The organism is Granulicella aggregans (genome assembly GCF_025685565.1).
Taxonomy (GTDB): Bacteria; Acidobacteriota; Terriglobia; order Terriglobales; family Acidobacteriaceae; genus Edaphobacter; species Edaphobacter aggregans_B.
The window spans coordinates 77,679-93,711 of record NZ_JAGSYE010000003.1; the positions used below are offsets into that span (position 1 = coordinate 77,679).

At 61.5% G+C, this 16,033-nt stretch carries 12 protein-coding genes and 1 tRNA gene; 4 read left to right on the forward strand and 9 right to left on the reverse strand.

All coding sequences use genetic code 11. The features are described from left to right. Positions 1-49: 49 nt before the first annotated feature. The gene (gene bcsA, locus OHL18_RS15725; protein WP_263375831.1) at positions 50-3,736 is read right to left on the reverse strand and encodes a UDP-forming cellulose synthase catalytic subunit; all 3,687 of its coding nucleotides are present in this window, start codon (positions 3,734-3,736) and stop codon (positions 50-52) included. After that, the gene (locus OHL18_RS15730) at positions 3,733-5,895 is read right to left on the reverse strand and encodes a cellulose synthase operon protein YhjQ/BcsQ (RefSeq protein WP_263375832.1); all 2,163 of its coding nucleotides are present in this window, start codon (positions 5,893-5,895) and stop codon (positions 3,733-3,735) included. Before OHL18_RS15730 ends, bcsA begins: the two co-directional genes overlap by 4 nt. A 270-nt stretch (positions 5,896-6,165) precedes the next feature. Here OHL18_RS15730 and OHL18_RS15735 point away from each other — a divergent pair. Next, positions 6,166-6,241: transfer RNA gene (locus OHL18_RS15735), tRNA-Lys, on the forward strand. A gap of 32 nt (positions 6,242-6,273) precedes the next feature. Here the strand turns inward: OHL18_RS15735 and OHL18_RS15740 are convergent. From OHL18_RS15740 to OHL18_RS15755, 4 genes are read right to left on the reverse strand one after another with little or no spacing between them, the layout of a single operon-like run. Beyond that, complete coding sequence (locus OHL18_RS15740) at positions 6,274-7,476, reverse strand: ATP-grasp domain-containing protein (RefSeq protein WP_263375833.1); 1,203 nt, start codon at positions 7,474-7,476, stop codon at positions 6,274-6,276. 56 nt (positions 7,477-7,532) lie between these two features. Next, complete coding sequence (rfaD, locus tag OHL18_RS15745) at positions 7,533-8,513, reverse strand: ADP-glyceromanno-heptose 6-epimerase (RefSeq protein ID WP_263375834.1); 981 nt, start codon at positions 8,511-8,513, stop codon at positions 7,533-7,535. Continuing rightward, positions 8,510-10,009 carry a bifunctional D-glycero-beta-D-manno-heptose-7-phosphate kinase/D-glycero-beta-D-manno-heptose 1-phosphate adenylyltransferase HldE gene (gene hldE, locus OHL18_RS15750; protein ID WP_263376562.1) on the reverse strand — a complete coding sequence of 500 codons (1,500 nt, stop codon included), beginning with the start codon at positions 10,007-10,009 and terminating at the stop codon, positions 8,510-8,512. Before hldE ends, rfaD begins: the two co-directional genes overlap by 4 nt. A 28-nt stretch (positions 10,010-10,037) precedes the next feature. Further along, on the reverse strand, positions 10,038-11,108 hold the full coding sequence (locus tag OHL18_RS15755; RefSeq protein ID WP_263375835.1) for a glycosyltransferase family 9 protein: 1,071 nt from the start codon (positions 11,106-11,108) through the stop codon (positions 10,038-10,040). Between the two features lie 163 nt (positions 11,109-11,271). Here OHL18_RS15755 and OHL18_RS15760 point away from each other — a divergent pair, with 163 nt between their 5' ends. The 3 genes from OHL18_RS15760 (at position 11,272) to OHL18_RS15770 (ending at position 13,867) form a co-directional block, all read left to right on the forward strand. After that, a complete protein-coding gene (locus tag OHL18_RS15760; RefSeq protein WP_263375836.1) occupies positions 11,272-11,922 on the forward strand; it encodes a DUF4254 domain-containing protein in 651 nt (216 codons plus the stop codon). 151 nt (positions 11,923-12,073) lie between these two features. Continuing rightward, positions 12,074-12,637 carry a TPR end-of-group domain-containing protein gene (locus tag OHL18_RS15765; RefSeq protein WP_263375837.1) on the forward strand — a complete coding sequence of 188 codons (564 nt, stop codon included), beginning with the start codon at positions 12,074-12,076 and terminating at the stop codon, positions 12,635-12,637. Between the two features lie 129 nt (positions 12,638-12,766). Then, positions 12,767-13,867, forward strand: coding sequence for a gluconeogenesis factor YvcK family protein (locus OHL18_RS15770; protein WP_263375838.1), 1,101 nt, complete (start codon positions 12,767-12,769; stop codon positions 13,865-13,867). A gap of 34 nt (positions 13,868-13,901) precedes the next feature. Here OHL18_RS15770 and OHL18_RS15775 read toward each other — a convergent pair whose 3' ends face one another. The 3 genes from OHL18_RS15775 to OHL18_RS15785 are packed head-to-tail and all read right to left on the reverse strand — an operon-like array spanning position 13,902 to position 15,993. After that, positions 13,902-14,411 (reverse strand): GNAT family N-acetyltransferase, encoded by a 510-nt coding sequence (locus OHL18_RS15775; RefSeq protein WP_263375839.1) that lies wholly within the window; start codon positions 14,409-14,411, stop codon positions 13,902-13,904. Positions 14,412-14,415: 4 nt separating this feature from the next. Then, entirely contained in the window at positions 14,416-15,216 is an 801-nt protein-coding gene (locus OHL18_RS15780) for a hypothetical protein (protein WP_263375840.1), read from the reverse strand. A 24-nt stretch (positions 15,217-15,240) separates the two neighbouring features. Continuing rightward, complete coding sequence (locus tag OHL18_RS15785; protein WP_263375841.1) at positions 15,241-15,993, reverse strand: PspA/IM30 family protein; 753 nt, start codon at positions 15,991-15,993, stop codon at positions 15,241-15,243. Between the last annotated feature and the right edge of the window lie 40 nt (positions 15,994-16,033).

Consider the following 16,033-nt stretch of genomic DNA (forward strand, 5'->3'; position numbering starts at 1 on the left):
ACAAGACAAAAGGAGAGCAGCAGGCTATCGCCTATCCGCCACTGCAGGGCTACGCTGCAACCAGGAGTCTTTCTTTCGCCTTCTGCCGGAGCATGGTCCTCACCATTCCCGCCATCACCACCGAGACAGCCGTGACCGCGAGGATCAGGAGCCAGGGAAACGCCGCAAGAATCAATCTTGTGGCCATCCAGGGAGAGCGCGAACCGTTGTAGTAGACCTCGTCCCCGATTCTGTAGGAGGTGAACTTTCCTCCGTCCAGCACGCTGACCGACCCGGTTATCTCCGACGCCTTCGAGGGGTCAGGATAGGCCGCCAGCAACCTGGCTGCGGACTGCTTGTCTCGAACCGAGACGACTACGACCGAGCGACCAGAACCGGCAGGCCATTCAGCACCTTCTATCACGGCCTCGGGCAGTCTACCGGAGGTATCGAGCTTGCCCGAATCTCCATTTTCCCAATCACGAAGTCTCCACCAGGCGTGCCGAACCGGCGCGAAGAATCCCTGCGGATCCCGGGGATGCAGACCGTCGCCGTCGATGGCGACCGGCAGACTTGAATTCAACGCGTCCACTGCGGGCTGGTCTGCACCGACAGCGAGCACGAGGAGGTCTCTCTTCCCTTCACCCTTCAGGCCGTCCGGGCCGCTTACATCTACATTCAGAAGCGGGTGACCGGCCTGGACCCCTAGCCGCCCCAATATCGTCAGGTAGACCTCCATCACCTCCGGCGTAATCGAAGCTGGCAACACCACGGTTGTCTCCGACAAGCCGGCCTTCTGGATAAACGGAAATCCGGTGGTCGCAAACAGTTGCAGGTCAGGCAGCGCGGTCCATGGAGCGTTTTCATCGCTCTGGAGACAGCAATTGATATTGTCTGGGTCTGGATCAAGGTTAGGGAGGCGGCTGAACTGCACATGGTCGCCCTTGAGCGCCCTGCCCTGCATCGCGAGTGACCTGGCGGCGTCTACCGCCTCCGCGCCATTACTCCCGGAGACCACGAGCAGCTTCGACGACGGATTCTCGGGATTTGTCCGCATAGCTGCCGCTGGCCCGCTGGCCCCATCGATATGGAGTGACGGCGGCAGGTCGCTCTCGTTCTCCACGACCAGGATCGCGTTGCCGGTCGGAATCTTCCCAAACGTGACTGAATAACGTACCGGGCGTTTGCCAGCCTCCACCGCAAGCCACGACGCGATGATTCCCGCAGCCTTCAGGGCTTCCTGCGACGGTTCACTAAGAAACACGAGAGAGATTTCCGGATTCACTCTTGCCGCGCTGTCAAGAAAGGGCTCGGGCAGCTTTGCCAGATCGTCTGGCGCCACTGACGCTTCTTGCGAGACGGACGACGGCTTGGAAGCGTTGGGCGCAGGAACCGCACCTGACGGTTTCCGGCGGTCGGACGCGGCCTCGGCCTCGGCCTGGTAGACCGGAACCGCTTCAACGCGTTTGAGATGGGACGAGTGGAACTGCGCCGCCGCGGCAGTCAGTCCCAGAAAAACCGCGACCAGTACGAACGCCTGCACCGCTCCGGCTGCCAGCTTCGGATTGTCCGGCGGCTCGACCACCGCCCAGGCAGCGTCGAGCGTTCGCCACACGCCCCGGAGCGCCAGGACAAAGATCCTCCCCAGGCTCTTCAACGGCCGGTCCGAGACCCGTGAATCTCCCCATCCCAGCCATGTGTCGGCACGGGAGTAGAGCACCATCGTCAGCGCTTCTTCTTCGAGGATCGTCAAGGAATCGAACTGCGCCCGCATGACGCCATCCGAAATGTCGATCACGGTGGCCGGCAGCCCGGCTTCTCCATCCAGCACCGGAAAGATCAACTGCACCGGATCTCCATTTTCCACATTGAGCGCGTAGTCGATTTTTAGCAGGACGCCGCTGTTCGAGATATCCGCCGTCAGTCCCTCTTCGAGGGTGCCATCGGCGAACAACACGTCAACCGGAACCGCCATCCTGAGACGGACTGTAGACCGCCGCTGATGGCTCTCCCACGCAACCGACGCGCACACTCCAAGGATCACCAGGTTGAAGAGCACCCAAAGCATATTCATGAGGACGGTGCCCGGATTGTCCCCGCGATGCAACCAGAGCAGCGGCTGCCAGGGAATCCGAACCATGCGCGCCGCTCCGAAGACCAGTCCCATCAACTGAAAGGCCATCAAGAGCAGGATTGGGATCGCGGTCTTTCCGTCGAAGTAACTTCGCTCGAACTGGCCCCCTTTCGAAGTCACATGGAACCCGCCGGCCTTCGGCCTCAATAACGCGATCAGTGTGGGGATCAGAATGTAGGGGGCGAGGATCGTCTCGTAGATCTCGTTCCAGAAGGGGTGACGGTGCTGGCCCTGGATGCGCGAGTTCACGACGCTCGACAAAAGAAGATGCGGAAGAGCGAAGGCCAGGATCGCCGGCCAGGAACCGGGGAGTATGACGCGGCCGAAGATCAGAAACGCCAAAGGCGCGACCAGGAAGATCAGCCGCGGCAATGCGTAAAGAAAGTGGAACATGGAGTTGAAGTAGCACAGCCTCTGCGCGAAGGTAAGACCTCGCGCGAAGAGTGGATTGTCGATCCGGAAGATCTGAATCATCCCTCGCGCCCATCGAATGCGCTGCTTCACATGCCCATCGAGGCTCTCGGTTGCAAGCCCCGCTGCCTGCGGAATGTTGACGTACGCCGTATTCCATCCTGCCATCTGCATGCGAAGCGATGTGTGCACGTCTTCGGTCAGCGTCTCCGGCGCAAACCCTCCCAACTCATCCAGTACAGACCGCCTCAACACCGCACAGGAGCCGCAGAATAACGTCGCGTTCCAGAAGTCGTTGCCATCCTGCAGGATTCCATAGAACAGCTCGCCCTCATTCGGAATCCTGCGAAACTGGCCAAGATTGCGATCGAAGGGATCAGGCGAGTAAAGATGCTGCGGTGTCTGCAGCATGCCGAGCCGCTCATCGCGGAGAAACCATCCCAGGGTCATCTGCAGGAAGCTGCGGGTTGGCACATGGTCGCAATCGAAGACGGCGACGAACGGCGCGGAGAGCTGCTTCAACGCGGAGTTCAGGTTGCCTGCCTTGGCGTGCTCGTTGCCCTCGCGCGTGATGTAGCCGATGCCGGCGTCTTCGGCGAACTTGCGGAACTCCTCTCGATCGCCATCGTCGAGGATGTAGACATTCAATTTATCCGCGGGCCAGTCGATGTTCATCGCCGCAAGCGCCGTGTAACGGACGATGCTCAGCGGCTCGTTGAACGTCGGAATCAGCAGGTCCACGCGGGGCCAGTCGCCAGGATCATCCGGCAGCGGGACCGTTGTCCGGCGCAGCGGCCACAACGTCTGCATATAGCCGAGAAGCAGCGTCACCGCGGCATAGCTTTCGGCGAGCAGAAGCGCCACAACGAAGGCCGCCGGCAACCATTCCACCTTGCTCCTGGTCGCGTGGAGATGGCTACTCGTCAAGTAGCTAAACGTCGTGGTGACCCGCCAGTAGCCATAGCGGAAGGTCGAGTAGATCGAGAGGAAGATGAGCGTGAGCGTGACCAGATACGAAGTGGAACCTCGATCCATCCACATCGCGAGCAACGCCGTTACCACACCCAGCAGGGCCTGTTGGCGCCAGTCCAGATGGTAGCCGACTGCGAAGGCGAGAAAGCAGACCCCGGCCAGGAGAGTGACAAACCTCAGGAAACGTACCAACGGGCCTGGCGTGGAGTCCGCCGCCTCGCTGGCCTCGCCCAGGATCATTGCTCGCTCCAGCGCTGATTGCGGAAGCCGACGGAGACCGGGGCGGAGACGCTGCGCAGCCAGTTCGCCACACGCATATAGTCTTCGGCGATCGCGGAACCAGGATCGTAGTCCACGATGGTCATGCCCTCGGCCAACGCCTCGCCCACGGCCGGAGACCGGCGAATCACAAAGGGCAGGAGACGTTCGCCAAGCTGCTGCTTGAGCACCTCACGAATGTCGAGATGCAGCGGCAGCGAGGTGTCGAACTGGTTCAGGAGATAGACCGGCTGTAGAGGACGCCCCTCAGCGTCGAGCATCGAGCTGAAGAGCTTCTCCACCGCGTCGATGCTAATCACCGAGTTCATATCCGCCATCAGCGGGATCAGGACAGTGGGCTTGAACTGGCTCAGACCCGCAGCCATTCGCGAGCAGTTGACGCTCAGGTCCAGCAGAACGCGATTGGCCCGCTGGCTGTTCTCCAGAAGGTCTTCAAGGATTCCCGTCTGCCCTTCCAGCTCTTCGCTCTCCCGGACGAGGTCGTAGCTGACCAGGTGGATGGGAGCATCGTTGCTGCCGGGTGGAGGAGAGAACGTTCGCACCACACCCGAGACCAATTGGCTCGCTCCAAAGTAAAAGGGCAGCAGGCCGTGAGAGGTCGTGTCGCTCAACAGGACTCTTTCGCCCAGGAACGACAGCGCACGCCCCAGTGTCGCTACGAGACTCGTCTTTCCGGTTCCGCCGGCCAGGGCGTACACGGCCACGATCGGAGCGTGCCGGGTCTCGGACTTCGCCACGAGCCGGTCCGTCGAGCGTTCTGCGTCATGCCGAGCAAAGACCCCGCGAAGAGCGAACCAGCGTGCCGCGATCCTCTCCTTCGAGTGCTCGAGCGGCTCCGCGGATTCCGCAGCGTGGGACGCGACAACGGGACGGTGCCCGGAAGACGGTTGTTTTGGATAGAGCCACGCCGGCCCGGGCACGTCGGGTGCCCATCCGGGCGAACCAGCAGCCCGCGCTGTCCTTGAGTCCGGGGCGTTCTTCGCCGGTATCACGGCTGTAGGCGGGACAGTGGAAGCAACAGAGGCCTTCGTCTCCGGGTCATCGTGCTTGACGGGTGCTGCTTCGAAGAGCTCGCTCATGGCATGAGCGTTAATCTCGTAGGGTGTCTCAAGCTCACTCGCAATCCGCGACACCGATATCTCGGCAGCTTCAGTGGGCTCCGTCGCCTCCTGTGGAAGCTGCGGAATCTGGCGCACCACCTCGGCGTTGGAGTCTCCCTGCTTCCGAGCAGGCGCGTGGGCCCCTCCCGCACCGTTCCCGTTTACCGCTTCAACTTGCCGTTCAGGCGCACGGTGAACGGCGCGCGTTGCCGGAGCCAGAGGGAACGCTGGCGGTTTCGGCTGCGGCGATGAGTCAGTTGACGCACCCCAAGCGGTATCCCGCAGATCGCCATCAAACTCGACTACCGGGTGGCTCTCTCGTCTTGCTCTGTCGGAAAACTCCTCCTCGTCCTCGACCCAACGCGAAGAGTAAGGATCCTCGATCTTTCCGGGAATCGTCACACCAGCACCGTTCCCGGATAAACTGCGGGTCCTGATTCCAGCCTCGGCGTAGCGCGCTGCCTGGCGTATCGCGGAGGCCTGGGCGACTGCGATCTCTTCCTGCTCCCGGCCTGCCATGGACTGCGCCAGGGCGGCAGCTTCGGCCCGTCGCGCGGCCTCCTCGCGCTCCGCGGCGGCCTTCCTTGCCTGGTGCGCGGCGGCACGCAACGAGGCGTGCTTGACCTGCTCATCCTGATCGAGCCCACCCGGGCGGCTTCCAACCGAGTCTTTCCAGGCGTGCCCACCGAGTTCATGCGACTGGAGGCGGGCCTGGGACGCCTGCTTCGCCGCAAGCTTGGCTGCGGCCGCGTCTGCCTCGGCATGCGCCGCCGCAGCTTCCGCCTCGGCCTGTTTCGCTGCCGCCTCTGCCTCGGACTGCGCGCGCAGTTCGGCGAGTCTCAGTTGCTCCGCGGCGCGCTGACGCATCTGTGCGCGATGCTCACGCCGGTTAGCGGAGAAGTCGCGGTACTTGGCCCCTTGCAAATTCGCCCACGAATACAGAATGGCGACGTCTTCAGGGACCTCAGAGGCATAGTCTTCAGCCAGGTCTTCGAAGTCTTCGAGCGGATGCATCTCCATCTTGCCCCGTTCCACCAATCTTGAAAATTCTTTTTGTCCGCTTTGGCAGGCATCTACATCGCCGCAAGGATGCCCTGCTGTATAAGTCAGGCTAACGGCGGGGTCAGGCCAAGTCAATGCAACCGCACTGCGACTAACGTGTAATGAACACGCGGAAAATATTGCATTCGGGCATCGCTTGGGTCAGAAGGAAAAAGGTGTCTCGAAACGAGACATGGAGCCGGAAAGGTTCTTCTCCACGCCCGGTGTGCTACCGTAAAAGAGTGGTCTGAGAGCGTAGCTCAGTTGGTAGAGCATCGCCCTTTTAAGGCGTTGGTCCTGGGTTCGAGCCCCAGCGCTCTCACCATCTCCCTCAAATCTGGATATCCTGGCGACAGCTTACGCTGAGGGCTTGTCCGGCACCGGCTGAGACGTGCAGAAGTCCTCCAGAAACCTCTCTCCGTAGGACTCCAGCAGCGCTTCTACGCGCTCTGCAGACGCGGACTTCACCATCAGGCCTGCGTGGTGGTGCTTCTTCATTCTTCGAACGATCTCCGGATCGGTATATCCGCTCAGGTCCGGCTCCTCCTGCTTCGCCAGGCAGATCACGTTGCCCGCAAAGTCGTCTCGTGTCGTAGGCAGCGTGTACTCCATCTTTAGGAGCGTCGCCACTTCGATCCGCGCCCACTCAATCCATGGATTGATGGCCTTCGAAGCCTCGACCATCTCCGCGATGTAAGCGCCGCCGACCCGCGCCGCCGTCTCGAGGAAGTAGAACCTCCCATCTGCCTTCGACTTAATGAACTCCGTATGTGTCACGCCGGAGTACATCCCCAACGCCTTCAGCGTTGCCGCATGGATCGCCACAAGGCCCTTCGCGTCCTCTGACGACGGATGCAGCGACCGCGTCGTGAAGACTCCTCCCTTGTGCATCGTCTGCATCGGGGGATGGCCGTACTTGTGCGGAGCGGCGAAGAGGACCTCCCCCTTCCAGCTCACGCCTTCAACATGATAGACCTCGCCTGCGACAAATCGCTCAAGCACATAGTGACTTTGGAGATCGCCGAGCTGATCGAGAATGGGCCATAGTTCATCGGCATTTTCAATGGGCTTGATGCCGATCGCCGAGGCGTTCGTCCTCGGCTTCAGCAGCCAGGGCCCAGGAACCGCAGCCATGTACGCTCGCACGTCGTCGTAGTTGAAGACGCCGGTAAACTCCGGCACGGCGACTCCATAGGCCCGCGCTTGCACCCGCATCGCCAGCTTGTCGCGAAAGAACCGCGTCGCCGTCTCGCCCATGCCGGGCAGCCGCATGTGTTCGCGCAGCAAGGCCGCGACTTCGAGGTCGAACTCATCGAGAGCGACGATGCGCTCAAATCGGCGGCTCCGAGCCAGGTAGCAAACAGTGTTCAGGACCTGCCCAGGCGTAAGCCCCTCGGGCATCGTGATCAGTTCGTTCAAGGACTCGTGCGGCCAGTTGGCGTTCGCCAGCTTATCCACCGTCAGCAGCGTAACAGCACAGCCAAGGCGCGCAGCCTCTTTGAGAAACGCCTGTCCTTTTTCATACGTGCTGATACACAAGATCCCCGGCGCTTCACTCATCCCCACCTCCTAAATTCATCTCAACTTGCAACGGCGAACGTCCACCTTAGAACGCCTCACCCAACCGGCTCTACTCCAAACGTCTTACGCACTCCCTCTTCCAGCGGAGTAAAACTCTCCTCGTACCCCGCCTCGCGCAAACCTGCTGTGTCCGCCTCGGTGAAGTGCTGATACCTATCCTTCAGATCTCCCGGAAACGGGATGTACTCGATCTGTCCCGGCCCATGTACCTGCATCAGCGCATTCGCCACGGCTTTGAAGGTCCGTGCCTCACCGGTCCCTGCGTTCACGATAGCCTTTACGGGACGCTTCGGGCTCTCCGGCAGCAGCCCGCCAAAGAACCGGTTGATCCGCGCCAAGTCATCGACGAAGACAAAGTCCCGGCGCTGCTCTCCATTCGCATAACCGCCCGAGCCCTCGAACATCCGTATCGTACCCGACTCCTTCAACTGCTTCGTGAAGTGATGGATCACGCTCGCCATGCGGCCCTTGTGCTGCTCACGTGGCCCATAGACGTTGAAGTACCGCAGCCCGACTACGGTGCTCTGAAACTGCGGCGCGAGTCGTCTTACAAAGTCATCGAAGACGAGCTTTGAATAGCCGTAGATATTAAGCGGCCGCTCGTTCTTCGCTACCGGCGCGAACTCCAGGCTTGCTCCGTACACCGCCGCCGTCGAGGCATAGACAAACGGCACCCGCCGCTCTACCGCGAAGCGCAGCAGCTCCTTCGAGTAGGTGAAGTTGTTGTCCATCATGTAGCGGCCATCGTCTTCGAGCGTATTCGAGCAGGCACCCTGGTGCAGGATCGCCCGCACCTTTACGCCCTCGAACTCGCCAGCCTTCAGCGCCGCGCGGAACTCATGCTTGTCCATGTAGTCCATGAACTTCGCGCCGTGCAGATTGAGAAACTTCGGCCCGCTCAGGTTTGCGGCAGGAGCGAAGTTGTCCACCAGCAGAATCTCCCGTTCGCCCGCCACATTGAGTTGATGAATCAGGTTGCTGCCAATAAACCCGGCGCCGCCGGTGACGATGATCAACGCAACACCTCGACCATCTCGTTCTGCTTCGTCCCTTCGGCCATCTTCCTTACGATGTTCGTCGTCGAGAATCCCTCGACCGTCGGCACAATCTCCACCCGGCCACCCGAGGCGATCACGTCCTCGTGGCCCACCACCGTCTCCACTGAGTAATCTCCGCCCTTCACCAGGACGTTCGGCTTCAGCGCGCGGATCAACTCCAGCGGCGTGTCCTCGTCGAAGAGCACCACCGCGTCTACCGCAGCCAGTGCGGACATCACTCTCGCCCGCTCCCGCTCGCCCACAATCGGTCGCGAAGGCCCTTTCAAACGTGACACGGACGCATCGGTATTCAGGCCAAGGATGAGCTTCGAGCCAAAGCGCCTGCAGTCTTCCAGCAGCGTGATGTGTCCCACGTGCAGCAGATCGAAGCAGCCGTTCGTGAAGACGATCGTGTCTCCCGCCGCGCGCCACTCCGCGACACGTTTCGTAACGCGCTCCAGGTCGACAACCTTGTCGCCCGCCGCAGTGCGCGAACTCGGCGTCAGCGCCGCGATCAGTTCATGCCGGGCCACCGGCACCGTTCCTACCTTCGCCACTACGATCCCCGCTGCAAGATTCGCAAGCTCAACAGCCGTCCGAACCGTTAGCCCACCCGCAACCCCTGCCGCCAGCGTCGCGATCACCGTATCGCCCGCTCCCGAGACATCGAAGACCTCCCGCGCCCGCGCCGGCGAGTGATAGCTCCCGCCCGGCTCAACCACGGTGATTCCCTTCTCGCTCATCGTGACCGTCAGGAAGCTCAGATCATGCTCCGTCAGGAGATTCTTCGACGCAGCGATCAGCTCGTCCGTCTTGTGCGCCGGCACTCCGGTCGCCAGCGACAGCTCCTTCAAATTAGGGCACACCGTGGTCGCGCCCGAGTACTTGCTGAAGTCCGGCGTCTTCGGGTCGACGAAGACTGGAACTCCTGCAGCCTTCGCAGCCCGAATGACCGCCTCGCACAGCCCCGGCGTCAGAGCGCCTTTGGCGTAGTCCGACAGGATGACGGCGCTCATCTTCCCCACAAGCCCGACGACGCGTTCCAGAAGGCGTTCGTTCTCCACCTCGGGACGGTCTTCCTGGCTCTCGATGTCCAGCCGCAGAAGCTGTTGCACCCGGCCCACGATGCGGGTCTTTGAGATCGTCGGCAAGGTTCCGGAGACTACGCCTAGCGTGTCGACTCCACCCTGCTTCAGGATCGCCGCCAGTTCGTTCTTTTCACCGTCATCGCCCCAGAACCCGGCAAGATATGTCTGGCACCCCAGACCGGCGAGGTTCATCGCAACGTTTGCCGCGCCACCGGCCCGCTCATACCGTCGAGCATGTCGCAGCACCGGAACAGGCGCTTCGGGAGAGATGCGGTCCACCTCGCCGAAGATGTACCGATCAAGCATCAGATCGCCGACGACGAGTATCTTCAGCCGGCCAAAACCACCTTCAAGTAGATCCAGAATTGCGGAGAGTTCAGGCAACATTTCCGTCGAGTCTACCACTCCAGCCTGCTCAGCTTTTTCCCAGAACGTCTCTCACCGCAGCCATCACCTCGGCCACCGTGATCGACGTGATGCACTTTTTGCGCTCGACGACGCACGTCTCGAGGCCACATCCCCAGCAATCCACCTGGTGATAGATCACCTTGTGTTGGCGGCCATACGGGAACCACACCCGGGGTCTGTTCCGAGCCGCGAAGATCGCCACGCAGGGCGTCTGGACTGCTGCGGCAAGGTGCATCGGCCCGCTGTCGTGACCAAGGAACATCCTTGCCCGCTCAAAGACCGCCGCACTCTCGCGAGGTGTCAGTTTTCCGCACAGATTGATCGTCAACGTTCCGCCAGCCTCAAGCCATCCCGCTGCAGCGGCCTCGCTCGCGGCAAACTCCTCCGCAGCGCCGCACAGCACCAACGCATGACCCTTCGCCGCTACCGCCAACTCGCGCAGGAGATTGCGCCAGTTCTCCGCGCCCCAGTCCTTCGACTGCACCTTAGTCCCCACGCTGACAGCGATCACCGGCATCTCCCCGGCCGCTGCTAACGCCTCTCGCGCACGCGCACGCTCGACCTCCGTCAACCGCAGGTCCCAGCTCTCCGGGTCATCGACCAGACCATCGCCTAACTCGCTGAGATTCCGCGCCAGTCGGCTCGCCTCGGGTTCGAGTCCACCCTCTCCCGGAAGGTTCTCCTGCATCGGCCTCGTCAGCGGAACTCCAACCTGCGACCGAATTCCGCATAGCGAGAAAAAACGGCTGTCCCGCACCACCGCTGCTTCGCTTCGAAACGCTGCCAGGTAGACGACCACCTGTGGCCGCCAGCGCGCCAGCTGCCACCATAACGAAGCCAGCTCGCGCAGGCTCCTCGTTCCCACCTTGTAGCTTAGGTAGCCGTGTACCAGCCCGGTCCCACGAAGAATCGCCTCCGCCGCAGGTGCCTTCGAGTTCACCGGGATGTTCGTCAGCATCCGCCGCTCGGCGTTCGGATACGCCCGCTCCACCAGATGAAGCGCGGGCAACGCCACGACCGTATCGCCAAGACTGCCCAGCCTGTAGATCAACACGCGCTTCTTCGATTCGTTCGCCAATGTACTCAAGTTATTCAGTTTGCTTGATTGCGGCGCTTCGCGGCAACTCGCGCCCATCACGCTCGCTCGCCCAATCCTGATACAGTTTTGTTGCGGACATATTGGCCAAAGCCCGCAATTCAACTCCGATCGGTTCCTAAATAGCGGTTCAAGACTAAAAAATATGATCGATGCAACTGAGATAACCCGGACCCAGGATCGCGCTACGCTCCTCTGGCATGATCATGCGTCCCACTTCGAAGTCGGCGACTATCATCTTTCGTTGCCGGACGAAGAAGCTGGAACAACCATCCCCCCTGACGGCATCATGGCATCGATCGTCGCCCAGCACCGCGCGAACTTCGACCTCTGGCACCAGGAAGATCTGGCCCGCGACGCCAGCGCAACGGCCGAGAACATCGCCACGGTCAAGCACGCCATCGACCTGCTCAACCAGAACCGGAACGACCTGGTCGAGACGATCGACCAGACGTTGCTCTGCGCGGTGCCTCAGGAGCACAAGGACGCGCCGCTGAACTCCGAGCCGCCCGGCCTGATCATCGACCGCCTTAGCATTCTTTCGCTGAAGATCTATCACACCCGCGAGGAGGCCCAGCGCGAGACCGCCACCGACGCGCACCGATTCCGCAATCTTGCCCGCCTCAACATCCTGGAAGAGCAGCGCTCGGACCTTGCCTGTTGTCTCGACACCCTATGGAAACAGGTTCTTGCGGGCGAACGTCGTTTTAAGCTTTACCGGCAGATGAAGATGTACAACGACCCACAGCTCAATCCTGTCCTCTACGGCGGACCGGGAGTGTATAAGGGTTGTTGACCGCGCACCCTCTTCTGCGTATAAAACCGGAACGGGCTCGCGCACGTTATACAACCAGCTGCCGGGAGCTTTCCCGCGACGGGTTGAACAAACAAACGGATTCAGTCATCATGCTGGCTGTGGAAGTACAAGAAGGAAGAATAGGAAGAGCATGACCCAAGGGAAGTCGGCAAACACCCTTAATGCCAAGCGTGCTCCGAGAACGCTTGCTGGAACCTTGCCAGCGGCGCAGGACGACTCGCGCAATCGCTCGCTCGCGCACTATGAGTCCGCCCTGCGCTTGATGCAGACCGGCAAGTACGAGGCTGCGCACGAAGCCTTCGACAAGCTCCTCGCCGAAGGGCCACCAGAACTTGGCGATCGCATCCGCATGTACATTAGCGCCTGCCTGCTGCAGGTGAGCAAGGGCAAGACGGAGTTCGCCAGCCACGAAGAGCGCTACGACTACGCCATCTCCCTGCTGAACAACGGCCACTACGAAGACGCACGCGAAGAGTTCAAGGCCATCCTGGCCGAGAAGCAGAACGCCGACTACGCCTTCTACGGCCTCGCCGTGCTCGCCAGCATGACCGGCGACTCGCACACCTGCCTCGAACACCTCACCGAAGCCATCCGTCTCAACAGCCGCAACCGCATACAGGCGCGCTCGGACTCCGACTTCCAGGACATGGCCGACGATCCCCGCTTCACCGACCTCCTCTACCCCGAGGTCTAATCCCCTTGCACCACACTCCGGCGCAATCCCCTCGATTCGCCTAAACTGGATGAGGTCCGGCGCGCCACCAGAGCATCCGCGCGTCGAACACTTAGCCTCCGGCCTCCAGCGAACTGCGATAGACCCCTCTTGCCCACGCTCCCCGTCTCCACTACTACGCGCGCTCCGCTTCGTGTCGTCGCCATCGGCGGAGGCACGGGGCTATCAACCCTGTTGCGCGGACTGAAGCGATACGTCGCTGCACCCTCCGGTTCTTCGGCTGTCTCCGACTGCGCCGACCACCTATGCATGATCCGCGACCTCACCGCAATCGTGACGGTGACCGATGACGGCGGCTCCTCCGGCCGGCTGCGAGAGGATTTGAAGATCCTTCCCCCGGGCGACGTCCGCAACTGCATGGTCGCGCTATCGGAAGACGAGCTTCTGCTCTCGAAGCTCTTCCGCCACCGGTTCGAGACTGGCGACCTCCAGGGCCACAGCTTTGGCAACCTCTTTGTCGCCGCGCTCACCGAGATCACCGGGGACTTTGCCCAGGCTGTGCAGATGTCCTCGCAGATTCTCGCCACGCGCGGCCGCATCTATCCCGCCACCAACACGAACGTTACCCTTGCCGCACAGATGGACGACGGTACTCTCGTCCAGGGCGAGACCAACATCACCGCCAGCCGCCGCAGCATCGTCGAGTTGATGCTCGAGCCGCCGACCGCCGAGCCGCTCCCGGAGACCCTGGATGCCATCGCCCAGGCCGACCTCATCACCCTCGGTCCCGGTTCGCTCTACACCTCGCTCATCACCAACCTGCTGGTACGCGGCATCCCGGAGGCCATTGCGGCGTCAAAAGCCACCCGCGTCTACGTCTGCAACCTGATGACCCAGGCCAACGAGTCGCTTGGCCTCACCGCATCGCAACATATCGAAAAGATCCTCGCCCACACCGGCAAGGAGCGGTTGCCCATCTTCGACTACGCGCTAATCAACACTGCGCCGATCTCGCCCGCGCTGCTCGCACGATACGCCCGCGAAGGCCAGCAGCCGATCGAGGCCGACCTTGATCGCGTCCGCGCTCTCGGCGTCGAACCAATCACCGGAAATTTTGTTCACGAAGGCAACGTGCTTCGCCACGATCACGATCGCGTGACGGAACGATTACTGGAGCTCGGGCTGGCTGCTCGCTCCGCGAAAGTGCCTGTTGCTGCCACGCCGCGCCAGTTCCATAGCCGTGCGAAGTAGCGCCGTAGGCTGTGCCGGGCAGTTTTGATTTCGTTTAGCTCAAAGATCGCTGCATGAGCAGCACATCCAAGGCTCTGCCAAACTTCTCACCTACACCGCGCAGCACTCCTACCTCCTCAAATCCGAGCGAGCGATGCAGCATAACGGAAGCGGTGCTGCTCGAAGGCTCAGCAATCACCGCGATCATCTGGCGTATGCCCGCACTCGCAGACTGAGCGATCAGCTCTTGCATCAGGAGTCGCGCAACGCCGCGCCGTTGAAAACGTTCTGCAACGTAGACCGAATTCTCTACGGTGAAACGATAAGCCGCGCGGGGCCGGAACTGACCAGCATAGGCATAGCCGGCGAATTCTCCGTCGATCTCCGCTACCAGATACGGGAGTCCAAGCTCCAGAATGCCTGCCCTACGCCGCGAAATCTCAGCAGAATCCGGGACTTCAACCTCGAAGGAAGTCACGCCGTTCAACACGTGCGGCGCGTAGATCGCCGCAATGGCCATTGAATCCTCTGGAACCGCCGCGCGAACCCGAATAGTGGCTGACATACATCTAGGAGCCTGACCGCGCCGCGTCCAGGTCCCGCACCAGAGCGCTATGCGTGCCATACAGTTCTGGAGACCGCAGGTCGCTGGCGAACTCAATCTCGGTGTCGACCGCCGCGGGCTTGCCTTCAATCGCGGCATTCTCCCGCATCAACTCCACCTGTGCTTCGATTCGGCAAAGATCGCTCTCGTTCTCCGCGAGCAAGGTCTCCCGGTTTCGCAGATTCGCCATCCGCCGCTCCAGCAGATCCAGCGTAGCCATCTGCGACCTTTGCAAGGCGGTCGATACGCCGGAGCCATCCGGCAACTGCTTACGCAGAGCCGCGATGCGTCCATCAAGACTCTCCGCCGATTCCGAGCCGAGGTCGTTCACCAGATGATCCCGCGCAATCAGCAGCTTCAGATAGATCCACTCCAGCTTGTCGAGACTTGCTTGCGTACCGGCGATCGTCTCCGGCTCAGACCCGAGCTTCTGGCAGATCGCGATCACTCGCGTGGCTGTTTTATGCAGAGCCACCAACCTCGCATTCAGGTTGGTAGGCAGCGCAGCGATCAGCGCCGAACGCTTGTCCGCCTCCGCCTTCACAGATGCAGGCAGAGCCAGAGCATCAACCACATTCTGGAACCGCGAGTTGAACGCTAGCGACGAGACGACGGCGGCCTCGATGCCTAACCCGGCCAGCCAAACGCTCGGCTCGACAAAACCCAGCGCGGCGACCGCGAACGCCGCCATCGCGTTGACCGGAAGACGTCCGATGCCTGGAACATCGACTCCCACCAGAAACGCAGCTTTGAAGTAGCGCCACATAATTGCGGGCCCGGACGAGCCGGCCTACCGCTTCCTCACGTCATCGGTCGCAAGCGTCGTCGGCATCGTGGAAGGCACGGTCTCTACGCCGCCGCCAACCTGCTTCGGAGCCTGTTGCGCTTCGAACGCTGCCAAGGCCTGCTCGGCCAGCGCGCTCTGTTCGGCTTCCTTGATGTGGACGTCATGCAGATCGAGGCTGTCGACCGCAACGCGCACCCGACCGGAAGCTTTATAGCGCTCCTCCTGCACCATCGCTTCGAGGCGATTCAGGGTGTCGCCCGACCCGCCAAGCTCCGTCACCATGCCCGACGCCATCTCGGTGATCTCGGCCATCGCGCGCTTCATCTTCAGGTCGCTGATGCCCGCCTTGAGCGATTCGATCTTCTGCCGCGCAATGGAGAAGGCCACGTCCCGCGCGCGCACCAGCTCTTTATAAGTGGTCTCCGCCTGCTCCATCTGCTTGCGGTTCTCTTCGAGCTCGCGGTCGATCGTCTGCAGACGTAGAGCGTACTGCCCCGCCGCGTCGCGATTGCCCAGCTTCAGGTTCGCCGAGGTCTTCGCGCGAAGATCGGCTTGGTCGGACTCCAGCTTCCGCACCTGCCCAATCAGGCGCTCGACTAACGCTGCGTGCGCCGCCAGGCCACTGTTGAACTTACCTACCTGCTTGCGAAGGTTCTCCTGCTCTACTTCGAGCAGGGCCTCGGGGTTGCGCCGCTCCAGCCCCGACACGAACAGCCCCAGAAACCCCTTGAACAGATTGCCAATCCGACTGAACATAAAACTCCTTATGTAACTCTCACGGCTACAAACTTTGTGC